Raw genomic sequence first — 18717 nt, forward strand, 5'->3', positions numbered from 1 at the left:
CACAAAAAATTACTTGAATTCACTCTTCAAATCTCATTATTATTATCAACATTTGATAATTCTGGTAATTAATTAGTGCTTCAACACGCAAAAAGACTTGAGAATGCAAGTAGTACCTTTTTCTTTTTCGGTTTCGCTATCTCACAGCTTCGTTATGCACCTTTTTTCATTGCTGCCTTCGCAAAAATTACCTCCTTATTATTATACCTAGTTGCTTATGGTCTTTGGCTAACCGCTTGCCAACTTTACCCTGATCATCCCCGACACCAAAGCGAATGGTATGGATTTGCCCAAATTAAGAACCAACATCAGATAGCAGCTATTTTAGGCGGCATAGCAATAATAATCAGTGTTTTAGCTTTTATCTTCCCTATTCTTGCCTTACCAGCGAGTTGGTTTTTTGTATTGAGCAATTGTGTTTGGCTAATTAGTGAATACCATAAACAACAAAATCCCCTACCTTATGATGTAGATTACTCAAGTGAACGACAAAGTATTTATGTTACCTATGCCTCGCTTATTACAACCATGGCTTTCATCACTGCAATAGCAACAACTGTCATCGCTTTTTTCCCTGCCGCAATGGCGATAACAGTAGTGCTGTCCTCAGTATTTGCAATTCTCATAGGCGCCGCAACCTTCAGATATTGGGCGGAATACACTTTTTTTGAGCATAATATAGACAAGAAAAATGGAAGTTATAATACCCTGCTGACCAATGAATTAGCTCCAAGACGCTTAGCAAAGCCAGAGCTCACTGAGCCTGCCCTCGTTCAAAATGTAATGAGTTATCCTCCCATTTTGACACGCAATTTATCTATTTCTAAATCGACTTCTACGTTGACTCAGTTCGTTGATGATACTACGCAGCCTAATACATTTAATTATTAGAAATTAAATTATTAACTTGCCGTTCCCAAGTAAATGGTTAAAATAAGCCCGGTTTGGGAAACTTTTATAGAAATTAAAATAAGCCATATTAACAACCTTCTAGCTGCTAGCTACTTGCGGCCTTTGTTTGTAATTTTAAAAGGATAAAAAATGGGTAAGATGAGCGATGGAGTCAAGTTAAAAATCCAAGAATTACCTAATGAACAAATCCAAGCCCTGCTTCTTGAACATTTTGTGGAACATGCCAATAAATCCGCTGAATTATTTACCAAACAAGTGGCCAATGATCGCCCTACTATTCCAGAAAAAGATCTGGAGCAAAAACATATTATAAATATAGTTCTTCGAAATGCACCGACTATAGTTTGTGAAAAGCTTGCTGACTCATTAGTAGCAATGAAAAGTTCAACAAACTTCGTTAATTTATTTTCTGCAGCAACAGACAGTAAATTCGACAAACCCTTACTCACCACTGTGATGAACCATGCTCCTCAGCAAGCTAGACTTAAAATTGCCGCAAAAATTAAAAGATTACGCGAAGATGAGATAATCAAATTACTATTCTGCAATCCTCCTAATATTAATTATTTTCTTGAGTTGATTAATACTAGTGATAGCCAATCATCCATTCATATCGTTGAAGCCTTGTCCAAGATAGATGCTAAAAAGCTACTTTCTTTACTTCTACCTGATGGATTTATCGAGCTTTTTAAAAAGCAACCAGCTCCCTCACAAGAGTTAGCTTTAGCTTTACTTAAATTACTTGATAACTACGCTCAGGAAGATCTGCTCAAATTACTCTATGGTTCAACTCAATATGTTTTTAACCGAAATAACCGGAGTAATTTATTTCATATTATCTTTAACTCTCAATCCGAGACCGTTATTTCAGCCTTATTGGAAGCTTTAATGGTAATCAACGAAGAGGATGCAAAAAAATTACTCTCGCAACGCAATGACCAAGATAAAACACCGATCGAATCTGCCTTCGCCCGCACCGATAATTCGGGAATCGATACATTTATAATACGAACCTATCACAGCGACGAAAATCTACGCTCCCTATTTACTGAGGTATCGTATTCCCATCCTCTGTCCATCATGCAGACCGCAGTAAACGAACGACGAGTTCAAGCCGTTGCCTGTTATCTTGAGCAACCAGGAACTCAAAAAGATCATCTAGATTACTCAGGAACAAAAACCATGAGTGAGCTAGCTAAGAAAAAAAACCATAAAGAAATGATTACAATTTTCGATGCTTTACCTCTTTTGGAACTTGCTCAAAGTCCTCCAAGCACTATTTTAACCGAAGACATAGAAAGCCGAATTAAAGCAAATCCCGATATACTCACTCGTTTATGGGGAGGTAATAGAACCGTTTTACATTTTGCTGCATCCTCAGGTCATACTACTCTAGTAGAAATTTTTCTTCGACATAAGCTCTCTGCTTATCTGAAAGATGACCAAGGACACACGGCAGTTGATGAAGCCTTAGCAAATAATCAACTGCAGACGCTAAAATCATTTACGCTTCATATAAATCAATCAATCCTTACTGCCTTTGCAAATACACTGAATAATGCAAAGCTTCCTATAAATAATTACGAAGAACTGGAGCAGGTTTTAGAGCAAAGAAGACCTATTTCTATAATGGAATACTGTAGCCAAGAAAATGATTGCTACATCCATTTTCTTACAGATATTGCGCGTCTATTTTTAATTCAAAAAAAACAATCAGAGGACACTCAAGCCGATCTGACCTTAGAAAATGCAATTAAGACTTACATTAAAAATCACTTACAAAAACTCCAAAATTGCAGCCCAATCCAACACAAGGCATTGCAACTTCATTTAATCATTTTACTTTTTTCTCTTCCGACTCAAGAACGTATTAATTTGCTTTCGTCTCTAACCCTAAATCAAGAAGAAAAAACCGAGCTAGGATTAGTCCTTTCCCGCGCTTTAGTACAACCTGCAATTTATAAAAGCCAGCAAGGCAGCGATCATTTTAAAAATCATCAACTCATTAAACAATTAATTCCTTATCATTCTAATGTATTAGAGAGTATTGCAAATATTCATTTACAAAACTCCGATTTATCCCATTTTCCTGCAGAAACACTCCAAGAATTTGCAAAACTCTGCCGTAAATCTTTAATTAGTTTCGCAAGTCAACGTATCTGTCTGATACTCACTGTACTAACAATTGAACAGATACTACAAACTAATCCAATTGATGAAGACTATTTAAAAGTATTATTTAGTCAATTTGAAAAGGAGTTTCACAGAACTTATAAAGCATCCTCTTCCTCACCCGAAGCAAATGCCCGCTTACAACTCGTTTTAAATTTGGCGACTCAACCTCGTCTTAAATTACTTATTAATCAACTCAGTGAAAAAACCAAACCCATCCATTTACATTTAAAACAGTCATTAATTAATTCGCTTAAAAATATAACTCTCATACCAGGTAGTCTTTTATCCGAGCTAGTTAGAGACTATGCATGTAGCCCTGAAATATGGATGCGTCCTGAAAATCATCAGGCTTTGAACGAAATCCTTGCGGCATCCCCATCTGCAAATGTGATAGAAATTATTCAAAGCATCAGGAACAATCTCAGTCCCAGACTTGTTGCTGACTCTTTATCAGCGGCTGCGAAATTAGAACCCCGAAACGATGAATTAAACACTTGGATTCATCGCCTAGAAAACAAACGTGGCCGTCTTGACTTAGCTACAGAAATTGAACAAGTCGATAAGCTTCATCAGCAAACTTTAGACTTAGCAAACTTGCTTGTGGAAGACCGGCATGCAGCAATTAAAAAATCCCTAACTGAGCTAACTGAGGGACTCCAACAAACTTCTGATAGTTTATTTTTTATTCATCTTGATCAAACTGATTTAGCCTGGGAGTTAATAGAAACTCATTTTCTCCATTTAAGCTCTACATTACAGACATTGCAAAATCAGTTGAAAGACAGCTCCTTTTTCGAATCGGATGACAGACAATTAAGAAGTGAACTCCAACAATTTGCTTCCTCTGAGGCAATCACAGCACTTAACTTAAAGGTGACTGCTTTATGTAAGCGCATGGATCAACATCAACAAACTGTAAATCAGAATCAAGCCACTATAAAAAAAGAGCTAGACTCCAATCCTGAAAAAACAAATTTACTTTTAAATCAATTAAATCAGCAGATATTGCGCGGAATTTGGCGAAATCCTCAGCGTAACCAGCTTCTGCCAGCGTTATTCCAATGGACTTTAAGCTGCGGTTATCGTATTTCAAGCGATGCCTTATATCACAATATGGCTCGGTTAATCCAAACAACAAACCCTGCCGAATGGATTGAAGTGGACAAACAAATTGAGCACATTCTTTACCTAAAAAATGGGGCATTGCCCGTTCTACTTGATTTACAAATTGCTCTCATTAATCCCCCAACCACATTAAATAATTTAATAACTGCGCTGTACAGCAATGATGAGACTCAATTAACTGACACAATAGCCTTATGTGATTTGGCACAACTCCATGACTTCAAAAATCTTGTGGAATATGTTCTTCATGCCAAACGACAAAATCTACCCGTTGAACTGTTAAGAATTAATCCGAAGATAAGACATAGCGATGTATCTCACTGGATTGAACACATTTTAACCTCAGTTGATTCTTACACGTCTCAATCCATGTCATTTAAGCTGCTAAAAACAGGCGTTTACAGACCTCGAACTTCGGAAATAGAAGATAAATTACAAATGTCTGAGGTTCAAGCCCAAGCAGAATCTTTCAAAGCTATGCTTGAGGAGCAAACAGTTAGTCCTCATCCCCAAGCGATTCTTGCACTCATTGCAACCTATGCGCCCAAGCTCGAGTCCAAGAATAGAACACTAGAGAATCGTCTATTTATTTTAAAGCTCGATCTAATATTTAAGCAGGCCAAATCCAAAATCATCGTTGAAACAATCAATAAACTGCCTCCAGAAACACTAAAACTAATTATCAATAATTCTTTGTTAGGCTTAAACTCTGATGACGCCTTCTATAGTCAGGCTTGTAGGGACTTATTGAATAATTTATGTGCTCATGCCGAGACTAGCCCAGAATCATTAGGCCATATTAAAGAATATTTAGGTCAACAAGATGTAGAGTTGCTTGGTGACGCAAAGCTGATAGAAATCGCCAAAGATATTCTCAAAGAAGAGGACAAGAAAAGCTTATCCAGCTTTACTATAAATGCTATCTGGATTCAGAGACTGTTAACTAATCCTCGATTTGTTGCTGCTTTAAAATATTCCTCGGCCGACCCAGCAAAAGTTTTGCAACTTCTTCTAGATCGATATCGCTATTATTCAATGATCTTAAAACAAGATGAGTATGAGCGCCTTAGTCAATTTCTTAAGGGTGAGGCAAAGTTCCCCGAAGAAAGCAAAGAATATATGGAGAAACTCAGACAAGAAATTCTAGTAGACAAATCAAGAAAAAAACATTTATTCAAAAAATTAGAATTATTGCTTCAATTTCGTTCCGATGATTGCATTCGAGCCTTACTTAACCAACTTGAAAACAATTGCCGAGCGATTGAAAATACCTGGCCGGAGGTCGCAGAGGCTGCTTCCGAAGTTCTTTTTACTCATTATAATAATCGTCTTGCTGGTGCTCGGGACGGTGTATTTTATAAAATTGCTGATTATGTAGTTAGAGTTGCTTCGGAAGGCAAAGGAGATTTTGAACAAGAAAGAAGCACTATAGTAAGCTGGTTAAAAACTTATTTGCCGCACAAAAATTTTGAACAATCTGAGTTAACTCGGAAACAACAGCAACAACCTTTCCTTTACGATCAAGAACAGCGAAAAATTGGTTTTATCAACGAAGCAAATTATGCGATGTCTCTAGATACCCCACCTCGTCCTTTACTTGGAAAAAAGGAAATGACAGTGGGACTGCCCTTTTATGACCGAGAACGACGAGTCATTGGGACCTTAACTAATACGGGACAGGTTCAACAAGAGAATTTATTTCAAAAATATACTTCGGCCATGTTGATTGCAACAGTTCCTCAAGAAAAACTAGAGGAATCGTCGGTAGCACTCGGACTATTAGTTAGCGATATTTTTTCGGAAAATTCGCTTGAAGAAGTCTATGAAAAGGCAGATCCTAGCAAACATGAATGGATTACCACACAAGTGGCTTACCAGTTGGCAACAAGCTCTAAACCTATTCAAGCAGCAAGCCTGCAAGTATTGGTCAGTAAACACTCACCTGAGTCCTTATTTTCGCTTCTAGCTAACATTGAATTATATGAGAATGCGGAGCAGTTGTTCGAAATTATTCTTTCTAATCCTGCGCTACGCCGCGAGCTATTTGTTAATCAAGCACTGCAAAAATACATTTTCGAATTCTTTAAACGCCACGACACTGGTTTAATATTAGCTAATTTTCTTGCTAATCATAGCGATAAGTCATGGTTTAATGATGGCTTTCAATTACTCGGCATTTATGCAAAAGACTCGGCTCAACCCGATTTACTTATTAGTGCTTTAGAACATCTTAGTGACCGAACATTCACTGAAAAAACACTAACCGAAGACCTCTATAATCGAATTCTAACAACATTGCTTAGCTCCGAAGGTTCTGCCTCTATAATTTGGAAATTTTTCCTCAAAACGGCCCACTTAACCCCGATTCAAAGCATCGACACTGATCTTTCAGAACCACTGACTTCTTTCTTCTTTAAGCATCACTGTACTCCAGCGATTGAGGCCCTGAATAGGCAAAATAATTTGACACAAACTGATCAACATCGTCTGCTATTACTTATTTTTGCAAAGCAAAGGGAACAACTATTTCACCGTAAAGAACTTCGTTTTTCATCGAAAATTGCCTGGTCTAAAGCTGAACTTGAACAAATGAGTACGTTTCTCAAGCGACATTTTCACCAGCATCTCAACGCAGACGAAAACTTAGAAATAGGTAAAGAAATACTTGCGGAATTAGTGTTTCGCTGCGCCAATTTTGGTCTTACTTCACTGTTTTATCATAATGAACAATTTGATCCCTTCATTACGACCCAAACTGTAAAGCGTTCTTTATTAAATGCAATTGCTGCAAAAGAGTATTTACCCAAAGAACTTAAAGAAGCAGTAAGTGATATTTATTCCACAGTCTTGGGCTGGTTTGATCCCCAACATCAACAAAATGATCAAGATTTTAAGCTATTAGAAAAACATCAAGCGATTATTGACTGGAAAGAACTATGTAACCAGGCTTGGGAAGCGAATAGTTCAATGACAGAGTTACCTTTGATTAGTGCTTATTTAATCAACTACACAGGAAACCATGAACCTTTAGTTCGATTAATAAAAGACTACATTGCTCACCCAAGAATCAAAGCTAATCCAAACTATTTAAAAAACATTTCGCAGGTTATGGCTAAGTTTCCTCAACGAGATCTCAGCAATTGTATATTTACTGCCCTTGAAGAGCTTATTACCGAGAATCCAAGCTATTTAAGCGAAGAAATGTTTAATCATATGGCACAGTTTTATACAAAGAAATTTCCAGAAAAATCAAGAGAAAATTTTAGTCCTGAAATTAACTTAATCAATCATTTTGGCCAGCAACAAAAATATAATTTAGTCTTGCGCGGATGTGAATTATTAAGCCTCAATGATGGTCAATCCTCAGCAAATGATCTACTCAAAAAAATCAATAATGAAGCCAAAGTGGAGTCATTTTTAAGTGGACATCTAACAAGTTGGTATTATCCATTATTAAAATTTTTCATCAGATTTTGGAATTATGGTTTTAGCACCGAAAATAATGCCTCTCAAGTGGTTAGCCTTTGCGATCAGAAAAGCACTTATACTTCCCCAGCAATAATACCCCCCCTTATCACTACACCGGTGAAAGGAGGAGAAGAGATTGAACAAGCTAAAGTTTTTGCAGAACAAGCAAGTAAACTAAAAGAGAAATACAGCGTGCTTGTAAAACAGGTAAAAGCGAAGGAAGAGCGGGAAATAAGAAAAGAAATGGAGAAAAATGCCCGAAAAGATCGAACTGCTCAGCTCCCATCTTTTGGCAGTAGAAACTATCCGGGACAATTTACCTGTGCTTCTGAAATCACACAGGCACCAGATTTTATATCAGATCAGGACGCGGCAATGGTCTACTAAGTAATGAAAATAACCAGGTTATGTTCAAAGACTTGTTATCATGTGTAGGCTGGTCCTTAGCCCAACTTACACTTTCAACAATATGTTCAAAACTAGTCTATACCAATAGTAACCAATGGCTTGTAACCCCTGTTGATAATTAGTATAGTTTGCATCCAATTTGGAGTGATAAATGGTCGACTTAATCGGAGCAATGATAAACAAAGCCAAAGCAGTATTACCTAGTGCATATGCCCCCTACTCTAACTACCAGGTTGCTGCTTGTATCTGCTGTGATGATGATAGCTTCCAAACGGGTGTCAACGTTGAAAATGCCTCCTATGGTTTAACTATTTGTGCTGAGTCCTCAGCAATTTGCCAAATGATTACTGCAGGTAAGCAAAAAATAAAAAGCTTAGTCGTATTAAACGGCGCAAACAGTTTATGCACGCCTTGCGGAGCCTGCCGTCAGAGAATCGCTGAATTCTCGACCTCAGAGACTATGATTCATCTCTGTAATCATCAAAGTTTAATAAGATCGCTCACTATTGATGAATTATTACCTCTCGCCTTTAAATTGAAGCCTTAACTTGGAATAGAAATGAGCAATATAACTAAAAATGCTGCCCACTTGGCAGCGGAAAAAATTAAACACTTATTACCAAATTTTAAACCGACTCTAGGGATAGTGCTTGGCTCAGGATTAGGAAGTTTTGCAGATCAACTTGAAGATTCAATAAGCATTAACTACGATGAGCTACCTGGTTTTCCCAAACCTACGGTGTTTGGGCATAGTGGTAAATTAGTTTTAGGCTATTTACATGGAAAAGGAATTGTCTGTTTACAAGGCCGGGCCCATAGCTATGAAGGGGCTAGTTTTGAAACTCTAAGAACCTATGTGCGCTGCTTGCGTTTACTAGGATGTGAATACTTTTTTGCAACCAATGCCTCTGGTTCTTTGCGAGAAGATGTAGGACCAGGTGAATTAATGCTCATAACCGATCACATTAATTTTCAACCAGGCAATCCTTTAGTAGGCCCTAATGATGATGAATTTGGTCCACGGTTTGTCCCATTAGATAACGCTTATGATCAGCAGATGCGAGAACAATTATTACATATTGCTGACAAGGAAAAAACGACTCTCCATCAGGGCGTCTATGTAGCAGTGCTAGGGCCTAACTATGAAACAGCGGCTGAGATTCGAGCTTTTCGTATTTTAGGTGCTGATGCTGTTGGCATGTCAACTGTACCCGAGGTTTTAGTTGCTAATCATTGCGGTATGAAAGTCGCCGTGATTGCAATAATTACCAATTATGCGACTGGTCTAACAGCAACCAGTCATAGTCATGAAGCCGTTGTGCAAATGGCTGCAACCGCTGCTGAGAAATTAAGCAAGATTGTGAAAAAATTTATTGCAGATTGTATCTAGGCAATTCTTTTAAAATGGCTACTGCGTCACTCATATTTATTAGTGGTTGAAAAAAAAATGTAGGCCTAGCTATTCTAGCTAAGCATTGTTAGGATTGCATCAATTTAAAAATGAGTGACCGACAGTAATTGATACTGAATGAGGATTGTTCAATTGATTAGTTTAGAAGAAAATTATTTGATGGCTTATGATGAACTCAAAACCACATTAGAGTTCTTTAGACCCACTAATAAAGAAGTTATCTCCCTCATTGATCTGACCTTACTTGATGAAGTAGCTAGTGACAATGCTTTATCAACCCTTAACCACAAAGCTCACCGTTATCAAGTAGCCGCAATTTGTGTTTTTCCTCAGCACATCAAAAAAATGATTTCTTCACCGGACATTAAACTTGCTACGGTCATAAATTTCCCTGAGGGTGATCAATCAACTATACAAGTCCTAACTTCTATCGATGAAATTTTGTCGACTAATCGAATTAATGAAATTGATTATGTTTTTCCTCATCAAATTTATTTGGAAGGCGAAGAAAAAACAGCTTTATTACAATGTCAACAGGCTTATCAACTTTGCCAACAAGCCAAGGTGACTTTTAAGGTGATTTTAGAAACAGGAGCTTTACCTTCTTTAGAGTTCATCTATCAGCTAAGTAAAGCAGTCATTGAGACAGGTTGTGATTTTTTAAAAACCTCAACAGGTAAAATTGCTCAAGGCGCTACTCCTTCCGCAGCTTTTTCTATTCTTAAAGCGATTATCGACTCTAAAGCAAACTGTGGCTTGAAAGTGTCTGGGGGAATAAAAAAACCAGAACAGGCCTTTACTTATCTCGCTTTAGCCAAACAAATGTTAGGACGCGACCCCCATAAATCTTTCATCCGCATTGGAGCTAGCAGTTTACTTGATGAGCTTGTGAGCTAAAGCATAATTTAATGTTGGCCAAGGCACGTTCTACGATACAACCGCCAACCACATCAGCAAACCATACCAAGCATTCGTCAAAAAAGCGCGAAAACAAGCTTCTCGTTCCCGCTTCGCAATCAGTCTTTGTTGATAAAATAATATACCAGCTGCGATAACCCAGCCAACAAAAAAGCTTAAAGAAAAATGTAATTCCCAAGCAAGCACCAACCAAAGTAAATGGGAAAATAGCTGAAAAGAACCAATAATAAGCCTGTCGTAACTTGCAAACAAGATTGCTGTAGATTTCACTCCTATCTGCAAATCATCGTCCCGATCGACCATGGCATATTGCGTATCATAGGCAACTATCCATAGAAAATTAATAATTAATAAATAAATAATCGTGGGGTTATACATTTTATTTGCAGAAGCAAAAACCATAGGAATACCTAAAGAAAAAGCAACTCCCAACACAAATTGTGGCCCCTCAACAAACCGTTTGCAAAAAGGATATAAAATCGTAATAACAACAGCTAATAAGGCATAATAAAAGCAGACTTTTGGTAGCTGAATTAAGATTATAAATGAACCTAATAAAAGAAAAATAAGCAAGCTCAAGGCTTGAACAAGTCCTATTTGACCTGCAGCTAAAGGGCGATTTTTAGTTCGTTTTACATGTGCATCGATATGACGATCAGCAATGTCATTTACAACACATCCAGCCGAACGCATCAAAACGGTGCCTAAAGAAAACAAAAAAACAATTGAAAATGGCGGATTACCTTGGTAAGCAATCCATAAAGACCAGGCAATTGGCCACCATAACAGCAAGATACCTACTGGTTTATGTAGCCGCATTAATTTTAAATAATTAATCCAATTCACTTTAATACTCTCATAAGCCCTGGAAGCAAAATTTCTACGAGATAAAAGCGTGTTATTTCTGCAATAGTAAAAACAGACAATCTTATCCAAACTTGCTCGTTTTTATTCATTATTAACGGCGGAATCCAATGATATTCTATACAATTTTTATTAATTGGGTAGTTAAGCAATTGTGTTCGTTCGATCTTAGGCTCATTAAAAATGATAACTCCTAAAGATTCCTGTGTTAACCGATCAAAAAATTGGCTATTTTCATAGTATGTACGTTCTGGCACAATAGTACGAGCAAACCAACAGGGTATTTGCTTCGAAAACATTACTATATTTCTGTGCAGAACTGCTTCTGTCGGCAATCCCAAAGCGAATTTATCCCACCAACTTGGCAAAGTCCAATGTTGTTCAAGCACTTCAAGCTCCGCATGACCAGTTTGCGTTCTAAGTTTTTCGGTGAGAGAATTTTGATGACAAAGCCAAGTTATTAATTCATTCGGTGGATGACTGTCGCCTTGCAATAACTGAGTGGTTTTAATAAGCATAAGTAAAATATAAAACATGAGTTTAGCGGCGTAATTATATCACTTGCACCTTGAAAGCACTAATTTGACATAGTGAGATGACACAAGGTCACTCTAAATCTTGACCTTCCTCCTATACAGCCTCCCCTACTTTTCCAGTAATTGCAGGCCTGTTACACGTCCCAAGCGGTTAATAACTAATTTGACAGTTTCTCCCTCCTTATTTCGTAGAGTAAAATGTCCATTATTCGCAGAATGGTTTAATGTTGAGGAGAATATTAGATAATTATGCGAACGAAATCCTTGCCAGTTAACCTGTACTTTCAGCTTCTGCCAATTCCATTGATGAATTAATTGATCCGTCTCAGTATATTGATGATTTTTGTTATCAACGAATAATATCATTCCATCAGACCAATTGTTTGTTTTCGGTAAAGGGCTTAAAACAAGAGGTATATGCTTCATTAAAGCCATATTTCGTGCGAAACGAATAGCAATACTTATCTCGTTTTCGAGCACTTTCAGTTGATTTTTTCCATAAAGCGAGAAACCTAAAGGTAAGCAAAAGGCGAACATAATACTGATTATCACTAATCCAGCTAATAACTCAATCAAGGTTAGACCGTAATTCCTCATCATTTTTCTAATAACTCTTCCCTGTATTTTACGAGCTGGACAAAAATAAGCTTAGAAATAGCCTTAAGCTAGTCTTCTGATAACATTTTTTTTACAGCCATTAAATCAATAAAAGCCTTTTTCTTATCTATTGGATTACGCAATAAATAAGCCGGGTGATAACTGACTAAAAAAGGAGTATTTTTATAACGATGAACCGTTTTACGTAATTCATTAAGTGGGAGTGTTTTTTTAAGTAAAAACTGGCCCGCAAAACGTCCTAAAGCAAGGATCAAACTGGGGGCGATGTAATCAATCTGCTGCGTAAGATAGGAGCTACATTGCTCAATTTCATCAATCGCGGGATCTCGATTATTTGGCGGTCTGCATTTTAAAACATTGGCGATATAAACATTGTCTTCACTCATCTCGATACTTTGCAGCATTTGATTGAGTAAACTGCCAGCCTTTCCAACAAAGGGCAAGCCTTGCATATCCTCATAAAATCCAGGTGCTTCACCAATAATCATTAATCTAGCTTTTGAATTTCCGCGAGAAAAAACAGTTTGCGTACGCGTCTTGTGTAATGGACAGCGAGTACAGGCAGCAACTTCACCTTCAAGTGCCACGAGATGATTTTCAGAAACGGGATTCTTCTTCCGAGATATAAAGCTTTCAATCCCCATAGTCTGCAGATAATATCGATTTAGTTCTTCTGGCATATCTGAGATCTTTTCCCTGTAAAAATAAGTATTGGCTTAGTATTAAAAGATAAGATTGTTTAATTAAATGTCGATAATAAACCCTGTACAACCTCTGCAGGTTCAGGCGCAGATGTGATAGAACGACCTACTACCAAAAAGTCACTTCCTAATTCAAGTGCTTGAACAGGAGACATTATACGTGTTTGATCATTAGCTTTATCGCCAGGAAGCCTAATCCCAGGAGTAATTGTAAGAAAGGACTGGCCACAAGAATTTTTAATCATAGGCACTTCATAGGCAGAACAAACTACTCCATCTAGTTCAGCTTCATGAGCTAATTTAGCTAATCGATTTACCTGTTCATCAAGCGAAGCATTGAATCCAATCGCTGGCAATTCATTTGCACCCATACTGGTTAGCAAAGTTACAGCGATTAACAAGGGTCGGCTCGCTCCATAAGGTTCAATAGCTTTTTTTGCAGCCTGCATCATTTTCAAACCACCCGAAGCATGAACATTAATCATCCATACTTCAAGTTCAGCACAAGCTTTACAGGCATTAGCAACGGTATTAGGAATATCGTGAAACTTTAAATCCAGAAAGATCTTGAATCCCATTTTGACCAAATTTCTTACAAAATCAGTGCCAAACAAGGTAAACATTTCGCTACCAACTTTTAATGCACATTGGTTAGGATTCAATTTCTCAACTAAATTAAGCGCGTCTCGTTGATTAGCGAAATCAAGCGCGACTATCAGTTTCAAACTCACCTAGGCTCCTACTAACTCTTTAGCCAATGATTTTTCCACCGCATTTGCTACAGTTCGTTGCTCTTCAAAACTCATATACGGATGCATAGGTAGGCTGACAACATGCTTACTTGCTTTTTCTGCAAAAGGAAAATCACCCACTTGATATCCAAGATATTTCACTGCTTGCTGTTGATGTATTGCAACAGGATAATGTATCGCTGTTGGGATACCTAAATCCTGCATATTTTTCTGGAATTGATCACGATTTGGAACTTCAATCGTATACTGAGCATAAGCACATAGATTACCTGGTATGACGACTGGCGTTCTTACTAAACCAGAAAGGAGCTCTCCATATCGTTGAGCAACTTTTTGACGCATAATCATTTCATCGGGGAACAACTTTAGCTTTTCAATTAGAATTGCCGCTTGTATCGTATCCATACGACCATTAATACCTATACGGCGATGGCAATAACGTACATTTTGCCCATGGTTGCGAATTTCAATTAATTTTTCAGCCAATATATCATCATCAGTGAAACAGGCTCCAGAGTCACCATAGCCTCCAAGTGGCTTCGATGGGAAAAAGCTAGTACATCCTATCGTGGATAAAGCACCAGAATAGAGGCCATTATAAGTTGCACCAAAACTTTGTGCTGCATCTTCAATTACTGGTAATCCGTATTTTTTGGCAATGCGATTGATCGGCTCCATATCCGCACATTGACCATAGAGACTAACTGGCATGATTACCTTCGTCTTTGGGGTAATCGCTGCTTCAATTTTACTTGCATCGATGTTGTAGCTAATTGGGTCAATGTCTACAAAGACAGGTTTAGCTTGACATAGGGCAATGACTTCAGCTGAGGCAAAAAAACTAAACGGTGTTGTTATAACCTCATCACCGGGCTCAATATCCAATGCAAGAAGTGCCATAAGTAATGCATCAGTACCACTAGAATTCACGATAACGTGTTTTACACCTAAAAACTCAGCCAATTGACCTTCGAGTTTTCCTATTTCTGGCCCCATAATATATTGGCCATGCTCCAATACTGTTTGAATGCTACTTAAAATATCTGTTTCAATTAACTTATATTGTTTTTTAAGATCAATAAATTGCATAATTTTCTCAACATAAAGAATAAAGGCCTAAAGCCATATTGGTGGTAAGGCCAGCTGAACAAATCTCCGCTTCAAGATAAATCCCTCACAACTAACTTAATACCAGTATCTAGTCCCCTTCCAATCCATGGACCGGCTTCATTCTACCCCACTGTTTACAACTTGGGCAATGCCAATGCAGATGTTTACCTCCAAAACCACAATGTCCACAACGATAAATAGGCTTATTATCCAGAAATTTGCTTGTAATGTCATATAACATTTGCAGTTTATCTTTCACTTTGCCGTGTGCTGTTTCAAGATGCCAGAAAATTAACCGATTTAAACCTCTAATAGATGGATGAGTACTCAGGTTTTCTGATACAAAATCTATAGCAACATCCATATCTTTTTCGCGACGTAAAAATTCGCCGATCACAAAAATCGTTGATGCTCTAGGATAGTCGATTAATGTTTGCCGGAGATAATCAACACACTCATCCATTGCATCTAACTCACGATAACAGAGAACTAATGACTCGATAATTTCGCTGAAAAACTCAGGATCTTGCTGAGGCACTCGCTTTAATGAACGGATTGCCTGCTTATAACGTCCATGCTGTATATCCAATGTAGCTTGCATGAGGCTGGCTCGTACCGACATTTTATCAACTTGCAAAGCCTGCTTCGTTGCATTTTGTGCTTTATCAATTGCATTATTTTTTAAGGCATGACTTGCAATCTCACAATAATAATGTGCAGCTTGGGTATGCATACTTTGGCCAGCGGATAATTCTAATTTTTTTGAAATATCTAAAGCTTTTTCCCAGGCTTTTTCCTGCTGATAAATTGCTAATAAGCCTTGTAAGCTGCAAGTTTCACTACTACCGCCTAGGTCTACTACTTCTAAGAAAATTCGCTCTGCGCGATCAAATACACCGGCACTCATATAATCTTGGCCTAAGGCCATTAAAGCCTCTTTGCGCTCCCTTAAGCTTAATTGAGGTCTAGCAATTAAATTTTGATGGATTCTTATTGCTCGATCTACTTCTCCACGTCGACGAAATAATGAACCTAATGCAAGATGGGTTTCTACCGTATCACTATCAACTTCTAATAATTTTATAAAAATATCAACAGCTTTATCAGGCTGTTCATTTAAGAGATAGTTTAAGCCCACAACGTATTCACGAGATAAACGATTGTCAAACTTCTTTTGTTTGCCAGAGTAATTACGGCTAGCAACCCACCAACCGGACCAAGCAGCAGCAGGTAACAATAATGGCCATAAATTAATCATTAAAGCGCTCCAATCTTTAAAGGAGTTCACCGCCGTTGTGAACATCCCTATTATGGTCAATAATCGATAGTCGTCAAGCTAAAGGATCATTAACCCCATCTACCGTCCCCAGATAATAAATTTTCAATCGAGACAGGTCAATTCTATTAATGTTGATCTTTTAATGGGATAGATCGCAAATTCTTTATTTCTTTTTCAGTCATCCTTAGCTGATTCCTAATTTTTAAATAATCCATCTTAAGTCGCCAATAGCGATATATGAAAAATAAAAAGCCTATAAGAAGACCAACGCCAAACATGATAGTCATCAACACGGAGATAGGCATACTGACTGTTTTAAAATAGAAGTTAACATGCACAGAAGACGCATTTAAGGCAGCAAAACTTACACCCAGTACGATTAATATTAAATAAATTAACATCATAAACAGGCGCATTCTATTCACCTCTGAATAATGGACTCAAAATGCTTGAGTAAGTTCCTTGAAGTCGAATTAGCTATTTTTAATTTAAACATAATCAAAAGAATAGCCAAATCGAGCCTTATTGCTTGATATACCCATCCCACATGATAGTTACAGTATCTTTAGGTGGGATGGATATCAAACAAAAAAAAAGCGTAGTTTCCTACGCTTTTTTCCAGCTAAAAAGGATTATTCACCCTCTTTGTTTGCCATTTTTTCTTTCAACAAATCACCCAAGGTTGTGGAAGCAACTTCGCCACTGCGAGAGTACTTTTTAATTGCTTCTGCCTGATCTTGAGCATCTTTTGCTTTGACTGAGAGTGCGATTGTGCGATTTTTCTTATCGACATTAATAATTTTCGCTTCTACGTCATCACCTTCTTTGAAGAGTGTTGTCGCATCGTCAACTCGATCTTCAGATAGTTCACCGGCACGAATGATACCAATCACATCAGGAGCTAAATCAACAGTAACGCTCTTAGCATCTACAGCAGATATTTTACCTTTAACCACAGAGCCTTTGGCATTTTCCTCTACATAGCTAGTAAAAGTATCACCTTCTAATTGCTTCAGACCTAAAGAAATTCGCTCACGCTCTGGATCGATAGCGAGAATAACTGCTTCCAGTTCTTGTCCTTTCTTAAATTGTTTCACTGCTTCTTCGCCAGGAACGTTCCAAGAGATATCAGACAAGTGGACTAAACCATCAATTTCACCATCTAAACCAATGAAAATTCCAAAATCAGTTATAGAACGGATTTTTCCATTCACTTTTTGACCCTTGCTGTGACTTTGGGAGAATTGATGCCAAGGATTGCCAACACATTGCTTCATACCAAGTGATATACGGCGACGTTCTTCATCAATTTCAAGAACCATCACATCCACTAGATCACCCATTGATACTACTTTGCTTGGATGTACGTTTTTGTTAGTCCAATCCATTTCTGACATATGAACTAAACCTTCAACACCTTCTTCAATTTCAACGAAGCAACCATAATCAGTAATATTAGTTACTTTACCTTGAAGTTTCTTACCAACAGGATAACGCTCAACTAAATCAACCCAAGGATCGTTTCCTAGTTGTTTCATACCCAGGGAAACTCGATTGCGCTCACTATCGAAACTTAATACTTTAACTTTAACGTCTTGGCCAACAGTTAATACTTCACTTGGATGTTTAACACGTTTCCAAGAAATATCGGTAATGTGGAGCAAGCCATCAATTCCACCTAAATCTATGAATGCGCCATAGTCGGTAAGATTCTTAACGATACCATTAAGAACTTGTCCATCATGTAAGGACTCAAGTAAAGCTTGCCGATCAGCACTGCTTTCTTCTTCGACTACCGCACGACGTGATACAACGATATTATTTCGTTTTAGATCCATTTTAATAACTTTAAATTCAAGTTCTTTACCTTCTAGGTAAGATGGATCACGTACTTGTCTGACGTCTACTAAAGAACCAGGTAAGAATGCACGAATAGTGCCGATTTCAACAGTGAAGCCACCTTTGACTTTACCGGAAATTAAACCTGTTACTGTATCGTTGTTTTCATGGCATTTAGACAATTTACGCCATGCTTCTTGACGCTTAGCTTTCTCTCTGGATAGTAAGGTTTCCCCATATCCATCTTCTACTGAATCGAGAGCAACTTCTACGGTGTCACCTAGATGCACTTCTAGCTCGCCATTTTTATCATGGAACTCTTCAACAGCGACTATACCTTCGGATTTTAAACCCGCATTTAGAGTGACGTAATCTTCGTCTATTCCAATCACTTTTGCAGTGATAATTGCACCGGGATAGAACTGTGCGCCAACGATACTTTGCTCAAATAATTCTTTGAAACTTTCAGACATGTTAATAAACTCTTTAGTAAAATTATGGAAAAATAAGATCCAACTTATTATTCCCCCCAAATAAAACTCGTCTTTATAATAAAAGTTGAGTTTTTTCAAAAACGATTCTCAATTCTTATGTAACAAAT

The 18717-nt window shown here is 37.6% G+C and carries 14 protein-coding genes; 5 read left to right on the forward strand and 9 right to left on the reverse strand.

Annotated features, from left to right (window positions below):
* Window positions 1–75: 75 nt before the first annotated feature.
* The 5 genes from Ldro_RS01725 to deoC all read left to right on the forward strand — a co-directional run bounded on the left by Ldro_RS01725 (window position 76) and on the right by deoC (window position 10396).
* A complete protein-coding gene (locus tag Ldro_RS01725) occupies window positions 76–891 on the forward strand; it encodes a hypothetical protein (protein ID WP_058494701.1) in 816 nt (271 codons plus the stop codon).
* A gap of 150 nt (window positions 892–1041) precedes the next feature.
* Window positions 1042–8067 carry an ankyrin repeat domain-containing protein gene (locus tag Ldro_RS01730; protein ID WP_058494702.1) on the forward strand — a complete coding sequence of 2342 codons (7026 nt, stop codon included), beginning with the start codon at window positions 1042–1044 and terminating at the stop codon, window positions 8065–8067.
* 172 nt (window positions 8068–8239) lie between these two features.
* On the forward strand, window positions 8240–8635 hold the full coding sequence (cdd, locus tag Ldro_RS01735; RefSeq protein WP_058494703.1) for a cytidine deaminase: 396 nt from the start codon (window positions 8240–8242) through the stop codon (window positions 8633–8635).
* A 12-nt stretch (window positions 8636–8647) separates the two neighbouring features.
* On the forward strand, window positions 8648–9478 hold the full coding sequence (locus Ldro_RS01740) for a purine-nucleoside phosphorylase (protein ID WP_058494704.1): 831 nt from the start codon (window positions 8648–8650) through the stop codon (window positions 9476–9478).
* Between the two features lie 138 nt (window positions 9479–9616).
* Window positions 9617–10396: a deoxyribose-phosphate aldolase gene (gene deoC / locus Ldro_RS01745; protein ID WP_238583943.1), complete on the forward strand. Its 780-nt coding sequence runs from the start codon at window positions 9617–9619 to the stop codon at window positions 10394–10396.
* Between the two features lie 30 nt (window positions 10397–10426).
* On the opposite strand, the gene ubiA is transcribed toward deoC, so the two are convergent.
* From ubiA to rpsA, 9 genes are all read right to left on the reverse strand, one after another.
* Window positions 10427–11263 carry a 4-hydroxybenzoate octaprenyltransferase gene (gene ubiA / locus Ldro_RS01750; protein ID WP_083497876.1) on the reverse strand — a complete coding sequence of 279 codons (837 nt, stop codon included), beginning with the start codon at window positions 11261–11263 and terminating at the stop codon, window positions 10427–10429.
* Window positions 11260–11799 (reverse strand): chorismate--pyruvate lyase family protein, encoded by a 540-nt coding sequence (locus Ldro_RS01755; protein ID WP_065235890.1) that lies wholly within the window; start codon window positions 11797–11799, stop codon window positions 11260–11262. Before Ldro_RS01755 ends, ubiA begins: the two co-directional genes overlap by 4 nt.
* Before the next feature lie 126 nt (window positions 11800–11925).
* Window positions 11926–12417, reverse strand: coding sequence for a GspH/FimT family pseudopilin (locus Ldro_RS01760; RefSeq protein ID WP_083497877.1), 492 nt, complete (start codon window positions 12415–12417; stop codon window positions 11926–11928).
* Window positions 12418–12482: 65 nt separating this feature from the next.
* Window positions 12483–13115 carry a uracil-DNA glycosylase gene (locus Ldro_RS01765; protein ID WP_058494707.1) on the reverse strand — a complete coding sequence of 211 codons (633 nt, stop codon included), beginning with the start codon at window positions 13113–13115 and terminating at the stop codon, window positions 12483–12485.
* A gap of 59 nt (window positions 13116–13174) precedes the next feature.
* Window positions 13175–13867: an orotidine-5'-phosphate decarboxylase gene (gene pyrF / locus Ldro_RS01770; RefSeq protein WP_058494708.1), complete on the reverse strand. Its 693-nt coding sequence runs from the start codon at window positions 13865–13867 to the stop codon at window positions 13175–13177.
* A complete protein-coding gene (locus tag Ldro_RS01775; RefSeq protein WP_058494709.1) occupies window positions 13868–14977 on the reverse strand; it encodes a DegT/DnrJ/EryC1/StrS family aminotransferase in 1110 nt (369 codons plus the stop codon). It abuts the gene before it with no gap.
* A 109-nt stretch (window positions 14978–15086) separates the two neighbouring features.
* Window positions 15087–16256: a lipopolysaccharide assembly protein LapB gene (gene lapB / locus Ldro_RS01780; RefSeq protein WP_058494710.1), complete on the reverse strand. Its 1170-nt coding sequence runs from the start codon at window positions 16254–16256 to the stop codon at window positions 15087–15089.
* 146 nt (window positions 16257–16402) lie between these two features.
* A complete protein-coding gene (locus tag Ldro_RS01785) occupies window positions 16403–16693 on the reverse strand; it encodes a LapA family protein (protein WP_058494711.1) in 291 nt (96 codons plus the stop codon).
* 216 nt (window positions 16694–16909) lie between these two features.
* Window positions 16910–18589: a 30S ribosomal protein S1 gene (gene rpsA / locus Ldro_RS01790; protein WP_058494712.1), complete on the reverse strand. Its 1680-nt coding sequence runs from the start codon at window positions 18587–18589 to the stop codon at window positions 16910–16912.
* Window positions 18590–18717: the final 128 nt, after the last annotated feature.

It is taken from the genome of Legionella drozanskii LLAP-1 (assembly GCF_001467585.1).
Classification (GTDB): domain Bacteria; phylum Pseudomonadota; class Gammaproteobacteria; order Legionellales; family Legionellaceae; genus Tatlockia; species Tatlockia drozanskii.

What these genes read in the sequence shown, in the direction of transcription:
- Ldro_RS01730 (WP_058494702.1), top strand. Translation starts at nt 1,042, where the DNA reads ATGGGTAAGATGAGCGATGGAGTCAAGTTAAAAATCCAAGAATTACCT.
- Ldro_RS01785 (WP_058494711.1), bottom strand. Translation starts at nt 16,693, where the DNA reads ATGCGCCTGTTTATGATGTTAATTTATTTAATATTAATCGTACTGGGT.
- deoC (WP_238583943.1), top strand. Translation starts at nt 9,617, where the DNA reads ATGAGGATTGTTCAATTGATTAGTTTAGAAGAAAATTATTTGATGGCT.
- Ldro_RS01760 (WP_083497877.1), bottom strand. Translation starts at nt 12,417, where the DNA reads ATGATGAGGAATTACGGTCTAACCTTGATTGAGTTATTAGCTGGATTA.
- rpsA (WP_058494712.1), bottom strand. Translation starts at nt 18,589, where the DNA reads ATGTCTGAAAGTTTCAAAGAATTATTTGAGCAAAGTATCGTTGGCGCA.
- Ldro_RS01775 (WP_058494709.1), bottom strand. Translation starts at nt 14,977, where the DNA reads ATGCAATTTATTGATCTTAAAAAACAATATAAGTTAATTGAAACAGAT.
- lapB (WP_058494710.1), bottom strand. Translation starts at nt 16,256, where the DNA reads ATGATTAATTTATGGCCATTATTGTTACCTGCTGCTGCTTGGTCCGGT.
- Ldro_RS01765 (WP_058494707.1), bottom strand. Translation starts at nt 13,115, where the DNA reads ATGCCAGAAGAACTAAATCGATATTATCTGCAGACTATGGGGATTGAA.
- cdd (WP_058494703.1), top strand. Translation starts at nt 8,240, where the DNA reads ATGGTCGACTTAATCGGAGCAATGATAAACAAAGCCAAAGCAGTATTA.
- Ldro_RS01755 (WP_065235890.1), bottom strand. Translation starts at nt 11,799, where the DNA reads ATGCTTATTAAAACCACTCAGTTATTGCAAGGCGACAGTCATCCACCG.
- Ldro_RS01740 (WP_058494704.1), top strand. Translation starts at nt 8,648, where the DNA reads ATGAGCAATATAACTAAAAATGCTGCCCACTTGGCAGCGGAAAAAATT.